Source organism: Flavobacterium sp. B183, from assembly GCF_023539155.1.
Classification (GTDB): Bacteria; Bacteroidota; Bacteroidia; order Flavobacteriales; family Flavobacteriaceae; genus Flavobacterium; species Flavobacterium tructae.
Genome location: NZ_CP097434.1, coordinates 2,528,602 through 2,544,344 on the forward strand (window position 1 = coordinate 2,528,602; position 15,743 = coordinate 2,544,344).

Consider the following 15,743-nt stretch of genomic DNA (forward strand, 5'->3'; position numbering starts at 1 on the left):
TGCCTATATAAATTTTGGGATGTAAATGATTAAGCCTATTGCGATTGCTGTCATCGCGGCAAAAAATACCGCTCCGGCTGCAATATCTTTAATAAAACCGATTCGTTTGCTGTAATCAGGGTGAATAAAATCGGCAATTTTTTCTACTGCCGTATTCAAACCTTCAACGCTTAAAACGAGGCCTATAGCTAATGTTTGACACAACCATTCGGTTTGTGAAATATGAAAGTAAAACCCGGCAATGGTCATGATAATTCCCAGAGAGAATTGAACCATAATGCTGTGTTCTGTTTTGATTAATTTTACCGCTCCGTTAAAAGCATAGGTCATACTTTTTAGACGGCCGGTAACAAAGGTATTGTCTTTTTGAAATTCCATTTAAAGATATTATAGTGCTGCTAAAGCTGCTTCGTAATTTGGTTCGTTTGCAATTTCAGCTACTTGTTCAGTGTGCGTTACTTTTCCATTAGCATCAACTACAATGATTACTCTTGAATGTAAACCAGCCAAAGGTCCGTCAACAATTTCTAAACCGTTTGTTTTTCCAAAATCTCCCGCCTGAAAATCGGATAAGTTAACTACATTTTCTAATCCTTCAGCACCACAAAAACGTTTTGTGCAAATGGTAAATCTCTTGAAATGCACAATACAGTTGTGTTTTCTAAGTTGCTGGCACTTTCGTTGAATTTTCTAACAGATGTAGCACAAGTTCCGGTATCGATACTTGGAAAAATATTTAAAACCAGTTTTTTTCCTGCAAAATTGCTTAAAGAAACAACTGATAAATCGTTTTGTACTAATTTGAAATCAGCTAGTTGTGATCCAACTGTTGGTAATTCGCCTGAAGTATGAATAGGATTTCCTCCCAATGTTATTGAAGCCATGATTTTTATTTAAATTAATGAGGTTCAAAAGTAAGGATTAATATTCGAATCTAAAAGTATTTGTTGATGGGTTTAAGGAGAGATTAAGGTGGGGCTAATAGCCACGAATTCACGAATTATTTTGGATGTATCACAAAGTATATCATTTCGACGAAGGATAAATCGCACTAGGGAATCGATAAAAAGTGGTAATTTTGATTGTAGAGTTTCTTGTGTGATCTGCTTCGCCTATTCGCTATCGCTTGGGTCTCCTTCGACTTCGCTCAGGAGGACACTCGTGGATTAAATTGAGAGTGTGACTGTAAACTGAGACTGCAAACCGGGACTGTAAACCGGGACTACGATCAAAAACTGAAAACTAAAAAAAGCGCCTCAAAATTGAAACGCTTTCCCTTGTCATGTTTTTTTTATTTGTATGCTCGATTATTTATCGATGGAACCTAAAACACGTTTCATAAACGCATTTAGAGCTTCTTTTTTATCAGTGCCCTGAACTACCATTTTGTGTACTTCAAGCGCACCATACATATTCGAAATTAATTCGCCAATTACATCTAATTCTTCATCTTTTAAAGACGGAATTTCAGTCATCGCTTCTAAAACTTCGATAGTTTCAATGATATAATCCTGATCGTTTTCTTCGATAAATTGGGTTAACTGCTTTATTACGGGTAATTTCATTTTTTTAGATTTTTAGATTACTCGATTATTGGATTATTGGATTTTTAGATAAGGTATAACAATCTAACTTTCCAAAAATCTAACAATCTAACAATCTATATATTATGCGATCGCGTTTACCAAGTCGATTAAAACTTCTTGTTTGTTGGTTTGAGTTTCCCCAACCAATTGTCCGTTTACAAAGGTTGCGAATGTAGGCAGGTTGCTTACATTGGCTAACTTTCTTGATTCCGGTGAATTTTCAGCATCAACCAAAACAAAAGTGATAGCTTCGTTTTCTGTGGCTAATTTTTTGAATTTTGGTTTCATAATACGGCAATTTCCACACCATGAAGCTGAATATTGCACTACTACTTTTTCGTTTTTAGCAACTAAATCTGCTAACGTATCTTCGTTTAAGTCGATTAACATCTGTTTATATTTTTAAGGTTCAAAGTGGCAAAGGTTCAAAGGCTCAAAGTTCTTTTTAAATGTATAGAAGAATACAACAAATTAGATTTGTTGTTTGAGATCAATAAGATTCTTTGTGTTTTTTAAGAGGAGTATTAAAGAAACAAAGGTTCAAAGGGATAAAAATTTAAATTTTATAAAGTAGCGAAACCTTTGCTACTCTGTACCTATGAACCTTTGTACCTTTATAAAAAAAAATTAGTTTGCGCTCAAATACTCAGCAGTACTGATTCTGTCAGCAGACATTGCTTCTTTTCCGGCTTCCCAGTTTGCAGGACAAACTTCACCTTTAGTTTGAATGTGAGTGTAAGCATCCACCATTCTTAAATATTCGTTTACGTTACGTCCTAATGGCATATCGTTAACACTTTCGTGGAAGATTTTTCCAGTTTCGTCAATTAAGTAAGTAGCTCTGTATGGTACGTTTGAACCTTCGATGATAACTGAATCAGTTTCTTCGCTGTAGCTTGTAGCTTCGATGTCAAGAATACCTAAAATGTTAGCTAAGTTACGGTTTGTATCTGCTAAGATTGGGTAAGTAACACCTTCGATTCCACCATTGTTTTTTGGTGTGTTTAACCATGCAAAGTGTACTTCGTTTGTATCACATGAAGCTCCGATTACGATAGTATTTCTTTTTTCAAATTCTGGTAAAGCAGCTTGGAAGGCGTGTAATTCAGTTGGGCAAACAAAAGTGAAATCTTTTGGGTACCAAAACAATAATACTTTTTTGTTGTTGTTTACTGCTTCTTCAAAAATGTTGATTTTTAAATTATCACCCATTTCAGAGATAGCATCAACTGCAATACTTGGGAATTTTTTTCCTACTAAAGACATATTTTTCGTTTTAAAGTTAAAAATTTATTTCTGGTGCAAAAGTAGGGCATAAGTGTGTATTCTTACAATAAGAAGTAATTATTAATATTTATTAGATGATAGTTTTTGATTATGTGTTGCTATTTGATTTTTGTAAGTTATTGGATGTCAATATTTACGGGTAAGTTTCCTCTGCAAATATTATTTTCAAGAAATTGAATTCCTGCATTTTTTTGAAATTCTTCGAAATCCTGATACACCTGAATAATTCGGGAAGCTTTAGAAAGATTCGGAATTATTGGCAAAACATAAGGATTTCCGAAAACGTAAAGCAGGCACTTTCTGGTTTCAAGAAGGTCAGAAAGCAATTCTAAAACTTCATCATCGATTTCGAAATTATTCATTGGTTTTGCTTTAGGAACAAACAAAGAAATAATAACTGTTCCGAATGGTTCCAGACCTTTTTTGATTTCTGAAATGGATGAATCTTCGGCATTCTCAAAAGCAAATTCTGCTGAATTTAGTACGGTATTTAAAGTCTGAAAAAATGGATTTTTCGTGTTTTTGTATAAACTTAATTTGGCTAACTGGTTGTTTTTTTGTGCTTCAAAAACCTGTTCGATACTGAAATTATCAATGATTTTTGTGATGGAATTTTGAGCAATTTCAAGGTTTAAAGCTGATGCTCTTTCGAAATTTAGTTCACCTGAAGTAAAGTGATTTTCGGCTAGGATTCCAACTTTTTGCTTGGCTTTGATGATTCGGTTGGAACTTTCTTCAATACGTTCCGGAGAAGCATTTTTAAGAATGGCTTCGATTCCTTCGGGTACATTTTCGGCGAAACATAAAACATCATTCCCCGCATTAAAGGCTTCCCATTCCAATTCTCCTTTGGTTTCGTATAATTTAGAAACACTATGCATGTTCAGCGCGTCAGAAATGACCAGACCATCGTAACCTAGTTTTTCTCGTAAAAGTGTTTCAATAATAGGTTTTGATAAAGTTGCTGAAGTATTTTTTCCTTCGTTCAAACTTGGAACTGCTAAATGTCCGATCATAATCGAATCGACATTGTGTTCAATACCTTTAATAAAAGGGTATAGCTCGTTTTCAAGTAATTCTTCTAAAGTCTCGCTTAAAACCGGTAACCCCAAATGCGAATCGACATTGGTATTGCCGTGCCCGGGAAAGTGTTTCAGGCAGCCTAAAATTCCGACTTCAGACATTCCTTTAAGATATTCTACAGCAAAATGGGCTACTTTTCCTTTGTTTTCACCAAAAGAACGATAGCCAATTACGGGGTTGTTCGGGTTGTTGTTAATGTCGGCTAAAGGAGAAAGATTGTAGTGAATCCCGGCAGCTTTTAAATCTAAACCAATTTGTTTACCCACTTCATAAACCAGATTCGATTTATCTTCCGGTAAGGCGCCTAACGTAATGGCATACGGGTACTGCGGTGTTTTTTCAATGCGCATGGCCAAGCCCCATTCGGCATCAATGCTGATTAGGAGGGGGGTAGTGGCAGCGTTTTGATAACGAACAATCAGGGCTTTTATTTTTTGATAGCTGTCGTCATTAAAAACAACTTTTTTCTTGCTCTCGTAGTTTGTTGCGGCACTGGCACGGCTGTGGAAAAAGGTAAGTCCGCCAATGTTGTGTTCTTTTATTAAACGTTCAGTTTCCTGAATGTTTTCTTCGGTATCGTTTATAAAAACTGCAGGAAAAAAGAATTGTCCCACTTTTTGTCTTAATGCTTGTGCTGTCATTTTCATTGTTATAAAGTCATTTTCATACAAACACTATTGTCCATTTTCTCGTAAGGAGGATAGTTTGGAATGATAGTGTAGCCTAATTTTTGGTATAAGCTGATGGCTTCCGGCTGATTTTTACCGGTTTCTAAAATCGTATAACGGTATTCAATTTCCTTAGCCCATTGTTCCAGTTCTGCCAGCACCTGAGAAGCAATTCCTCTTTTGCGGAAATCCGGATGTACAAACATGCGTTTGATTTCGACCGTATCTTTTTCTTTTTCCCTGAAAGCACCACAACCAACTGCTATATCATTTTCATAAAAAACGACAACATGTTTGATGAGATCGGTCTTGTTGAACTGATTGTAAAAGGCATGGTCGTCTCCATCTCTGATTTTTAAATCCTGATCCAGTAAAACTACGAGGTTTCTAAAATCAGTGTCGTCAGAGTTTGTTCGTTTTAGTTTGATCATGATTCAAAAAGTTGAGTAAAATAAAACCAAGTTGCTTTTATTTTTTACCATTAAGATATTAAGTAAATTAAGCCAAGCTGAGCTTTATTATCTTAATCTCTTAATGGTGAAAAGAAAATTACGCTTAATTTTAAAATATTTGTTTATTTCAGTTTTGCCTTCTTTTGTTTTGCCAATTGCTTCTTAGTTTCAATTGCTTTCTCGAGTCGGTTTTTGAAACGGAAGAGTTTCGGCAAACCTTCGAGTCGGTCTTCGAGTGTAATTTTTTCAAAAACAACAATGGCTTTTTCTAAAACCCGAATCTCATTATCGAGATCAATCTGATTTTTGTAGAAGGTTGCCAATCGGTCGTAAGGATGATTTCCTTTAAAACCTTCGTTGATATTTTGTTCGTATAAGGCAATTGCTTTCTCCGTTTCTCCTGCTTTTTCCAATTCAATTGCTTTCAGGTTTCGTTCGGCCTGTAAATTTTCATTGATCTCCATAGGTAAGATGTTCGATTTGGGGGTTAAACTTCTTCAGACTTTTTTCCAAAATCTTTTGGGAATATTAAAAAACGAGATAAAATAAGACCCGGGATTGTGGCGATTACGACCCAGATAAAGAAGTTTTCATAACCTAAATATTTTTGTATAAAGCCACTAAGCATTCCCGGAAGCATCATTCCTAATGCCATAAAACCGGTCGCAAGTGCATAATGTGCGGTTTTTGATTCTCCTTCTGCAACATGAATTAAATACATCATAAAACCTGTGAAACCAAAACCGTATCCAAATTGTTCCAGAATAACAGTAATACAGGTATAGAGATTTAAAGGAGAGTTAATTTCAAAAAAATATAAATTGATATGAAGATGGAAAATATCCTGTGGTTGAAAATGGGCCAATCCGATAAAACCAAGAATAGGGAGATGCATGGTCAAAAACATAGGAAGCATCCATTTGGTAAGACCATGTTTAGAAAGTGCGATTCCGCCTAAAATTCCTCCAACAGTTAAAGCAAAAATCCCCAGAGTTCCATAAATTATTCCAACAGCTTCCGTATCTAATCCCATTCCGCCTAATTCCTTTCCGTCCAATAAAAAAGGGCTCAACATTTTAAGTAATTGAGATTCACCAAGTCTGAAAACAAGGATAAAAGCGAGAATTATTCCAATTTGTTTTTTTTGAAAGAAACTGGTAAATATGGTTGCAAAGTTTTGATGATGTGTTTTATCAGTACTTTCTAAGGTGTTTATTTCTTCTTTTGGCGTAAAAATGAAATTATAAAGGGTAATAAATGTCATCAATAAACCAACAATAATCATGGTATAGGACCAGGCTTTGGTATTGTCGCCATATTTATGTTCTAAATAACCGGCAAGTAAAACAATTAATCCATTTCCGGCAAGCATCGAAAGTCTGTAAAAGGTACTTCTGATTCCTAAGAAAAAAGATTGCTGCTCTTTGGGTAAAACCAATAGATAAAAACCATCACTGGCAATATCATTGGAGGCTGATGCAAAAGCAGCAACCCAGAAAATGGCTAAAGTCATCATGAAAAAACCACTTGTTGGAATGGTGAATCCAACGATTAAAAAAGCAATGGAGATGAGCAATTGCATCGATAAAAACCATTTTCTCTTAGTTCCTGTCAACTCAATAAAAGGGCTCCAAAGTGGTTTTATCACCCAAGGCAGGTATAATAAACTGGTGTAGATGCCAATATCTTCGTTTGATATTCCCAGATTTTTGTACATAATTACCGAAACGGAGATAATTATAGCATAGGGTAATCCAGATGCGAAATTTAGAAACGGAATCCAGAACCATGGTTTATTATCTATTTTCATTTGGCTGGGCAGGGGTATAAGGTTTAAATGGTTTTTTTAGGTCGATAGCTGCGGGCGTACTTTCATTGGCATAATAATCAATAAAGGTTACGGCGCAGGCTTTGTATTGATTTATTTTTTCGGCAGGAATGCTGAATGAAATTACTCCGTTTACTTCGTACACGGTAATTTTATCGATAATTTTTGTAGCGTCATTAATGTCGACTTTCGAAACATGATCTCCGCCATAAATTACGATGTAGCGCACTTTTGTATTCAACGGACTTTTGATCGTGAACGTGTATTTACTACTGTCTTTTGAATACTCACTGAAAACCGGTGTATCGATTATAATGTGCTTTAAATTAGGAACTGCAGCCGGAAGTGCCGGATATTTATATTGATTTTCTTCTAAAAGACGAACGATATCAAAGTTTTTGTTCATGAACCATTTGGAACTGAAATAAGCACTTCCACTTACTTTTTTGAAGCTTCTTGCATAATCAATCTGATTTGGAATCTCGCTGGCAAAATTCCAGCTTTTGTCATTGTCTCCTCTGATTTTATAAGAGGCATGTCCGATATAAAGCGCAGTATTATTAGAGTTCTCTGACCACCATTTGACCAATTTTGAATAAGAAGCTCTTGGATTGTTCATACTCCAGTACAATTGAGGCAGGATGTAATCGATCCATTTTTGGTCCATCCATAAAACAGGATCGGCATACAAATCGTCGTAATTGGAAGTCGATTGGGTTTCGGAACCCTTTGGATCCTGAGATTTATTGCGCCATACTCCAAATGGACTGATTCCGAATTGTACCCATGGTTTACTGGTTTTGATCATGGTCGAAATGGTGTGTACAAAGTTGCTCACATTTGCACGACGCCAATCACCAAGACTTAACCCGGCTCCGTATTTTTTGTAGGAAGCGGTATCGTTAAAGGTTTTTCCCGGAACAGTGTACGGATAAAAATAATCGTCAAAATGAATGGCATCGATATCGTATTTGTCAACTACTTCTTTTACCACCTTGGTTAAATGTTCCTGAACCTCAGGTAATGCAGGATCGTAATATATTTTTCCGGCGTATTCAATCATCCATTCCGGATGTTTAAAAATGTCGTGATCGGGACTTAACTGCTGTTTGTTCAGGTCGAAAGTAGCGCGATAAGGATTTAGCCAGGCGTGAAATTCAAACCCTCTTTTATGGGCTTCTTCGATCATCCAGGCCAAGGTATCGTAATACGGATTGGGTGCCTGTCCTTCTTTCCCTGTCAGGAAACGGGACCATGGTGCGAGTTCTGTTGGATATAAAGCATCTCCAACGCTTCGAATCTGAACTATTACGGCGTTGTAGTTTAATTTTTTATAAGCTTCTAAAATCTCAAGATAGTCTGCTTTTTCTTTTTCTACGCTGTCTTTAGCCGTTTTAGGCCAGTCGATGTTGACCACAGTTGCAATCCAGACCCCTCTAAATTCGTTTTTAGGGTAAAGTGTTTTTTCCTGTGCATCGGATTTCCATCCGAAGAAAAATAAAAATAGAATAGAGAATAATAGTTGCTGATTTTTATGCATTTCAATCTTTTTTAACAGAAACCAAAAATAGTTTTTTTAGATGAGTATAAGAAATTATAATTTTAGAATAGTAATTTAAGGGGAATGTTTAATTGTTTCATCGTTTATTCGTTTAATTGAGGGTTGATAAACGGAATGAAATTGTTTACTGTTTATGGTTTATAGTTTATAGTTTGTAAATTAAAGTTGTCTGTCTGAGCAAAGTCGAAACTGTCTGTCTGAGCGGAGTCGAAGACAGGTCAACGAGAACGAGAAGGGCTTCGACTCCGCTCAGCCGGACATTAGTTTTAGTTTTGTAAATCAATAATCGTTTATCAGAATTTTTAAATCTAAAGGGTTTATAATATGTTGTTTATAGTTTATAGTTTATAGTTTGTAAATCGAAACTGTCTGTCTGAGCGGAGTCGAAGACAGGTCAACGAGAACGAGAGGGGCTTCGACTCCGCTCAGCCGGACATTAGTTTTAGTTTTGTAAATCAATAATCGTTTATCAGAAATCCTAAAATCAAAAGAGATTATACCTTAAAAATGAGCCTTTTTTTGTAAAAATATCCTAAAACACAACTCCATAGTAATACATACAGTACAGAATAGGTAAGAGACGATAACAATTGATTTTCAAAAAGAGGACTGATCCAGTACTGGTACGCATAGTCTCTAACGTTTATAGTCTCGGAAATATTTTGAGGATTCTGAATTTTAATCATCGCAAGTGTACGAGGCAGTATGCCGGAAACAAAAAATACAATCATTGGATTTACGCCCCAGCTGAGTAAAAAAGTTGTCCATTTTTTGTGATTGAGTATATCTACTACATAATAGATCAAGGTGAGGATAAACAAACCGATCCCGGCAGTAAATAAAACATATGAACTGCTCCAAAGTGCTTTATTTATAGGAAAAAATAGAGACCACAGTAATCCTGAGATAATCAGCGCAACACTAAGGATTCCCATTTTTTTTGCAATTTCGGTTTTGGGTATGGGTTTTAGAAGCAATTGTCCTATTAATAGTCCGATCAATCCGTTTGCTATAGTGGGTACGGTGCTCAAAATTCCTTCCGGATCCCAGGTTTTGGTAGCGATGTACATGTGATCTTTGAGTAAAATACTATCGAGCCATGATGCTAAATTGGTACCCGGTTCCAGGTTTGCAGGACCAATTCCGGGAACCGGAACCAGTGTCATGATCACCCAATAGCCCAATAAAATAAGAGCACTCAGAATGATTTGGGTTTTTACGTTTGTTTTTAAATAGACGAGTGAAACCAGCAGATAAACAACTCCGATGCGCTGTAGTACACCGGGAAGTCTGACATCGCGGAAATTTTCGTGTCCGCCATAAGCTAAAGCAAGAAAAATAATGAAAAGACCAACCGCTAAAATAGTTTTAATTTTAAGGTTGAAGTTCCCAATTAAAGCATATCCAACTAAAAAAGCGAGAATTAAACGTACTATAAGAAGCGGAAATCCGTCAAGTCCCAGAAAATAAATGCTGTTGAAAAAATACAGAAAAAATCCCAGGCAAATGATGCGCAGAGAACGCGTGATTATTTTTAAGATGTTTTCGGGCTTGTCCTGTTTAATGGGCATGGCCAAAGGAATTGCAATTCCGACAACAAGTATAAAAAACGGAAAAACGAGATCGGCTAAGGTACAGCCGTTCCACTTTGCGTGATCGAGAATGGGGTAAACATAATCCCAACTTCCCGGATTGTTTACAACGGTCATTAATAAGACGGTAAGGCCTCTTAAAACATCAACTGAAATGATACGGTCTTTCATTTTTTGGTGTATTATTTAATCAGGTAACGAAATTTTCCCCATGGTTACGGATGGAATTCCTTTGTGTGAGCCAAAATTAAAATCTTCGCCAGCTATAGTTTCATTAGCCAAAATAGCAAACAAAACGGCTTCTTTGGCATCGCCTGAAATACCCAGTTCATCTGTTTTGTGAAAATCGCAAGGCAACAATTCTTTAAGCCATTGCACCAGTAAAGGATTGTGCATGCCTCCGCCGGACAGGTAAATTTTGAAATCTTCCAGTTTGTCGGTGGAGTTGTTTACGGCATAATGAATGGCTTCGGCAATCGTTTCGGCGCTAAAACGGGTTAAAGTGGCCAGTAAATCGGGAGCAGAAATGGTTTCAGAGGAACTTCTGGCCAAGGCTGCTTTTACGTATTCGGCACTAAAAAGCTCCGGACCTATTGTTTTTGGAAATTCCTGACGGAAAAAAGCATCGTCTTTTAAATGATCGAGCAATAACTGATTTACAGTTCCTTTTCGGGCTATTTCGGCATCTTTGTCGTAACTTTTTTCAGGGTAATACTGTTTTGTAAAAAGATCGATCAGGGTATTTCCGGTTCCGGTATCGGTTACGAAAGTTTCTTCGGGATTTAATGAAGCAGGTAAGAAGGTAAAATTAGCAATACCGCCCATATTGAGCATGATGCGATTTTCGCCCTTTTTTCCAAATAAAAAATAATCACCATAAACGGCTAACGGAGCGCCTTCACCACCTGCTGCAATGTGTTTTTGTCTGAAATCGGAAAGGGTAATGATACCAGTTTTTACGGCAATATGATCGCCATCGCCAATTTGTAAAGTGGCGTTTGGAAATTTTTCCTGTTGGTGTAAAAACTTAGGAGCATGCAGAACCGTTTGCCCGTGTGAAGCAATCAAATCGATTTCGGCGGAGGGAATATTTCGTTTTTTCAGAAAATCGTTAATCATTTCGGCATGCAAAATTCCAATCCATTCGTTGAGCATCACCAAATGTTGAAAATCAATTTCTTTCTTCGCAAAAACTTTACGGATTTCGATTTTAATTTCTTCCGAATAATCAATGGTTTCAAATTGAGCGATTCTGACAGTGCTATTTTGCCCTGAACCTGAAATTTCGCATAAGGCAATATCGAGCCCGTCAAGCGAAGTGCCGGACATTAACCCAATAATGCTGCGGGTTTCTTTTTTAGCAATTTGGTACAGTGCGTTTATATTTTTATTCATGAAAATTGAATTTTATAAAGACGATTTGAATAATAAAAGTGAGAAAATGAACTCTTTGGGTATAATTGTTTTTAACACATAGAAACATAGTATTACTTGTTGTGTAAAAGGCGTTTCACTTGCATCAGTACACATAACTGAATGTTAAAAAAAACATTTAGACTCATTGATATTTAAGTAAAATAATGTGAGTAAATCTTTTTATTCTCATTTTATCTGCCTGATCTGCTAAATCTGCGTGAAAAAAGTTAGCCCGCAAATTTAGCAGATTTAGCAGATTTAAATTAGAGTTATAGTCCAGTGTGTTGAAATATTTTTTTCTTTACATCCAATGGGTTAAAATTAGAGTATTTTGGCATTAATCGGCTTAAAAGTATATTTTTTCGTCGGTTTTTTTACTGGTAAAATAAAGGCCTGTATAGGTAATTAGTGCATTTATAAGGATCAATTCATTGTCAAAGACATAACCGAAAAGAGCTTTGGAATTTTCGCTTAGTACATAAGTTAAAATGGGAGCCACGATACAAAACCAAGGTACCAGTTTGTCAGTTACAATTCTGTTTTTCTGAAGTAATCCAAAAGCATACAAACCTAAAAGCGGCCCATAAGTGTAAGAAGCTGCTTTGAAAACTAAAGCCACAACAGAACTGTCGTTAAAAGAATTAAGAACTATAATGACCAAAAAGAACAGAAACGAAAAGGCGAGGTGCACTACATGTCTTCGTTTTACATTTTTAGGATTTGAAATGTTTTCGGTTTTATCCATTCCCAGAAAATCAACACAAAAAGAAGTGGTCAGAGCTGTTAAAGCAGAGTCGGTTGTAGCAAAAGTGGCTGCAATGATTCCTAATAAAAATACCAGAGCGGGAACAGTAGCCAAATGATTCAGCGCAATCTCCGGAAATAGAAGATCGGTTCTGGGTTTGTTAGTTACTAAATCCAGCGGTACAGAAATGTTGTTTTTTGCAGCATACATATACAGTAAAGCTCCAAGACTTAAAAAAAGAAGACTGATCGTGACAAAAATAACGGTAAAAGTGTACATGTTTTTTTGCGCTTCTTTAATGTTTTTACAGCTGATGTTTTTTTGCATTAAATCCTGATCCAGTCCTACCATCGCAATCATGATTAGTAACCCTCCTAAAAATTGCTTGGCAAAATGATATTTATTGGTCAGGAAATCATCAAAGAAAAAAGTTTTAGAGTAATTACTGTTTCGAATTGCTGAAACCGATTCGAAAACGGTTAAATCTAAACTGTTTAAAACAAAATAGATGGTAATAAAAACTGAGGACACCAAAAAGAAAGTCTGTAAAGTGTCTGTGATAATAATAGCTTTTAAGCCGCTTCGGTAAGTATATAAAAAAACAAAGGTCAGACCTAAAAATACGGTGAGCGGAAACGGAATGTGATAGTAGTCAAAAACATAACGCTGCAGTACAAGTACAACCAAATAAAAGCGTAAGGCAGAACCGATGGTACGGCTTACCAGAAAAATAGAGGCAGCCGTTTTGTAACTGTTTGTTCCCATTCTTTTTTCGATATAGCTGTATATCGAGGTAAGGTTCATTCTGTAATACAAAGGGAGTAATACTTTTGCAATTACAATAAGCCCTACGGCCTGTCCCAATATAAACTGAAAATATTTGAACTGCTCTCCGTTTGGAGACCCAACCTCACCCGGAACGGAGATAAACGTTAGTCCGGACAGCGAAGTGCCAATCATTCCAAAAGCTACTAAATACCATTTGGAGTTTTTATTGGCTTTGAAAAACGAATCGTTGTCCTGTCCTTTTTTGCTGATGATTTGAGAAATCAGTAATAGTATGCCAAAATATACGATGATGAAGATTAAGATGGTGCTTGAAGACATTTTGGTTTTAGATTAGTGATGAGATTATTTTTTTAAGTTGTTCATGAGCTTGATAAAAGGTCCATTAAACACAATATTGTTATTTCTCCCTTTGGTCGAAATGACATAAACTTTGCAGGAAATTTATTCACCATAGTAGTAAAGAGTTTATTTCTTAGCGTTGTTTGCCTGTAAAACAGCCCTCACACTTTTGTGTTTCTCTAACAGTTCAGCTGCCAGATCGTGTTCAATTTGAAGTTCTTCCACGATCATTTTAATAGCTCTTTTAACTAATTTTTCGTTAGACAATTGCATGTCGACCATTTTGTTGCCTTTGATTCTTCCCAATTTGATCATAACCGAAGTTGAAATCATATTTAAAGTTAGTTTTTGTGCTGTTCCTGCTTTCATGCGGGTACTTCCGGTCAGGAATTCGGGGCCAACCACAACTTCAATCGGATAATCGGCAACTTCGGCAATCAGTCCTTTACTGATACAGGAAATGCTTCCGGTTTTAATATTGTTTTCTTTGGCTTTTTTAAGTCCGCCCAATACATACGGAGTGTTTCCGGAAGCGGCTATTCCGATAACAAAATCCAGACTCGAGATCTGATGTTTCGACAAATCTTTCCAGGCCTGCTCGGTATCGTCTTCGGCATTTTCTACGGCTTTTCGAATGGCGGTATCACCTCCTGCAATAATTCCGATAATCATATCATGGGATACTCCAAAAGTAGGAGGGCATTCAGAAGCATCTAAAATTCCAATACGCCCTGAAGTTCCGGCACCAATATAAAATAATCGTCCGCCCAACTGCATTTTTTTCACGATGGCTTTGACCAGTTTTTCAATTTTCGGAATTTGCTTTTCAACAATATGAGGTACCTTTTGATCTTCTGTATTCATGTTGATCAGCAGTTCTTTGGTGCTCATCTGATCCAGATTTTTATAAAGGGACTCTTGTTCGGTTTCGGGGTTTTTATTTTTCATAATACATAGCTGTAGTATTGTTTAATCGTTTATTTGTTTAACCGTTAAGCTGTTTATTGCTTAACGGTCATTGATTATTGTTTGGAAATCAAAAAATAATAATCAGAGAATGTCAGTCTGAGCGAAATTAAAATTGTCAGTCTGAGCGAAGTCGAAGACCGACAATTTTTAAATAGCCGGATCAGCAGGAGTATTCGTATTGTTGTTTCGTTCAGAATCCGGATAAGGATACCAGTTTCGGTTTCTTTCGGCACCGGCTGTTCCTGCTCCCGGACGGTCAAATCTTCTGCTGTCTTCCAGTTTTAGACTCGACATGTACATTTCGATACAGCGGTTGCGGTAAATTTCGGTTAAGATAGCCGGTTTGGTTACGGCTCCTGCATATGGAGGAAGATTAGCACCAATGCCATAAGTATCTGCTCCGGCTGTTTTGGTTAAAACCTTATTGAGTTCGATAAGTGCTTGCGGTAAATTGTCTTTTCGGGCATAACTTTCGGCTTTAATCAGCATCATTTCGCCCGGTAAATACAGTGGAATCGATTTGGTATTTGAATCAAAGAATCCTGTGGCAACAGTTGGATTTGAACCCGGTTTGATGTAAAAATTCAGCCTTCCGTCTGAGTTTGAAGGAGCTAAAGCTGCAGGCAATCCCAAAGTCAGATCAACAGGCTGAAAAACATTGTTGGTCGTGATCGAGATATAAGCAATAGGGTTGGCGCTAATCTGATCAAAAGCAAAAACCGATTTTACAGACAGGTCAACCATACCGGCATAGGTAATGGCGTTGTCGTAATCTCCTGCCATCAGATACGTTCTGGCTAATAAGGCATAAACGGTATTTTTGTAATTAATGCTAGTAACCAATCCTGTTGCTCCGGTCGCTTTGTCCAGCAGTGGTTCTGCTACTTTTAAAATTTTGATGGCTTCGGTTAATACATCTGCTCTGGAATCAAATGTGGCGTTTTTACCTGTTTTTAGCGGTACGCTTTGAAAATACTGTACCAGAGTGGTAAGTGCCATTGCTTTAAAAATAGAAGCATGAACCATAACACTGGCTTTTTCGGTATCTGAAGTTAATACGTTGACATTATCGATTACTTTTTGCGATTCAGATTTAATGACAAGGCACTGTGACCACAGATTGTTTACGACCTGATTTTTGGTCGAAAGTACGCCGCCGCCCACAGAAAGTTCACCTTCGTCAACATTTCCGGCGTTTAGCAATCGCAGTTCTTTTGTGGTAAATCCGTTTCCGGTAATGGTGTTGTAAACGGGGCTTGTTCGGTCAACGCTCCAAAGAAGCTGTAGTCCGTTGGCAGCACCAATAACTCCCTCTCGGGTTCCAAAAACTAATTCCTGAGAGGGCTTGGTAGGGTCTAGATAATCTTCGTTACAGCTTGTTAAAAGCATTGTAAGGGCTACTATAGGGATGAATATTTTTTTCATGAT

General features: G+C 36.9%; 14 protein-coding genes and 1 pseudogene. All 15 read right to left on the minus strand.

Annotated elements, in window-relative coordinates:
• Positions 1–3: 3 nt before the first annotated feature.
• Positions 4–378, minus strand: coding sequence for a diacylglycerol kinase (locus tag M4I44_RS10790; protein ID WP_017495512.1), 375 nt, complete (start codon positions 376–378; stop codon positions 4–6).
• Between the two features lie 9 nt (positions 379–387).
• Positions 388–884: pseudogene (gene tpx, locus M4I44_RS10795) on the minus strand (thiol peroxidase).
• 423 nt (positions 885–1,307) lie between these two features.
• Positions 1,308–1,565, minus strand: a complete 258-nt coding sequence (locus M4I44_RS10800; protein ID WP_017495510.1) for a hypothetical protein — start codon at positions 1,563–1,565, stop codon at positions 1,308–1,310.
• A 102-nt stretch (positions 1,566–1,667) separates the two neighbouring features.
• A complete protein-coding gene (locus tag M4I44_RS10805) occupies positions 1,668–1,976 on the minus strand; it encodes a co-chaperone YbbN (protein WP_007805605.1) in 309 nt (102 codons plus the stop codon).
• Between the two features lie 237 nt (positions 1,977–2,213).
• On the minus strand, positions 2,214–2,852 hold the full coding sequence (locus tag M4I44_RS10810) for a peroxiredoxin (protein ID WP_017495509.1): 639 nt from the start codon (positions 2,850–2,852) through the stop codon (positions 2,214–2,216).
• Between the two features lie 137 nt (positions 2,853–2,989).
• Positions 2,990–4,597 carry a glycoside hydrolase family 3 protein gene (locus M4I44_RS10815; protein WP_371923012.1) on the minus strand — a complete coding sequence of 536 codons (1,608 nt, stop codon included), beginning with the start codon at positions 4,595–4,597 and terminating at the stop codon, positions 2,990–2,992.
• An 8-nt stretch (positions 4,598–4,605) separates the two neighbouring features.
• Positions 4,606–5,055, minus strand: coding sequence for a GNAT family N-acetyltransferase (locus tag M4I44_RS10820; RefSeq protein ID WP_017495508.1), 450 nt, complete (start codon positions 5,053–5,055; stop codon positions 4,606–4,608).
• Between the two features lie 143 nt (positions 5,056–5,198).
• Positions 5,199–5,540, minus strand: a complete 342-nt coding sequence (locus M4I44_RS10825; protein ID WP_070907089.1) for a hypothetical protein — start codon at positions 5,538–5,540, stop codon at positions 5,199–5,201.
• A 23-nt stretch (positions 5,541–5,563) separates the two neighbouring features.
• Positions 5,564–6,886: an MFS transporter gene (locus tag M4I44_RS10830; protein WP_017495506.1), complete on the minus strand. Its 1,323-nt coding sequence runs from the start codon at positions 6,884–6,886 to the stop codon at positions 5,564–5,566.
• A complete protein-coding gene (locus M4I44_RS10835) occupies positions 6,873–8,444 on the minus strand; it encodes a glycoside hydrolase family 10 protein (protein ID WP_249967298.1) in 1,572 nt (523 codons plus the stop codon). Before M4I44_RS10835 ends, M4I44_RS10830 begins: the two co-directional genes overlap by 14 nt.
• Positions 8,445–8,959: 515 nt before the next feature.
• Positions 8,960–10,228, minus strand: a complete 1,269-nt coding sequence (locus tag M4I44_RS10840; protein WP_249967299.1) for an acyltransferase family protein — start codon at positions 10,226–10,228, stop codon at positions 8,960–8,962.
• A 15-nt stretch (positions 10,229–10,243) separates the two neighbouring features.
• Positions 10,244–11,452 carry an anhydro-N-acetylmuramic acid kinase gene (locus tag M4I44_RS10845; protein ID WP_249967300.1) on the minus strand — a complete coding sequence of 403 codons (1,209 nt, stop codon included), beginning with the start codon at positions 11,450–11,452 and terminating at the stop codon, positions 10,244–10,246.
• Between the two features lie 367 nt (positions 11,453–11,819).
• Complete coding sequence (locus tag M4I44_RS10850) at positions 11,820–13,325, minus strand: sodium:solute symporter (protein WP_249967301.1); 1,506 nt, start codon at positions 13,323–13,325, stop codon at positions 11,820–11,822.
• Between the two features lie 147 nt (positions 13,326–13,472).
• Positions 13,473–14,294 (minus strand): N-acetylmuramic acid 6-phosphate etherase, encoded by an 822-nt coding sequence (gene murQ / locus M4I44_RS10855; protein ID WP_017495501.1) that lies wholly within the window; start codon positions 14,292–14,294, stop codon positions 13,473–13,475.
• Between the two features lie 168 nt (positions 14,295–14,462).
• On the minus strand, positions 14,463–15,740 hold the full coding sequence (locus M4I44_RS10860) for a RagB/SusD family nutrient uptake outer membrane protein (protein WP_249967302.1): 1,278 nt from the start codon (positions 15,738–15,740) through the stop codon (positions 14,463–14,465).
• Positions 15,741–15,743: the final 3 nt, after the last annotated feature.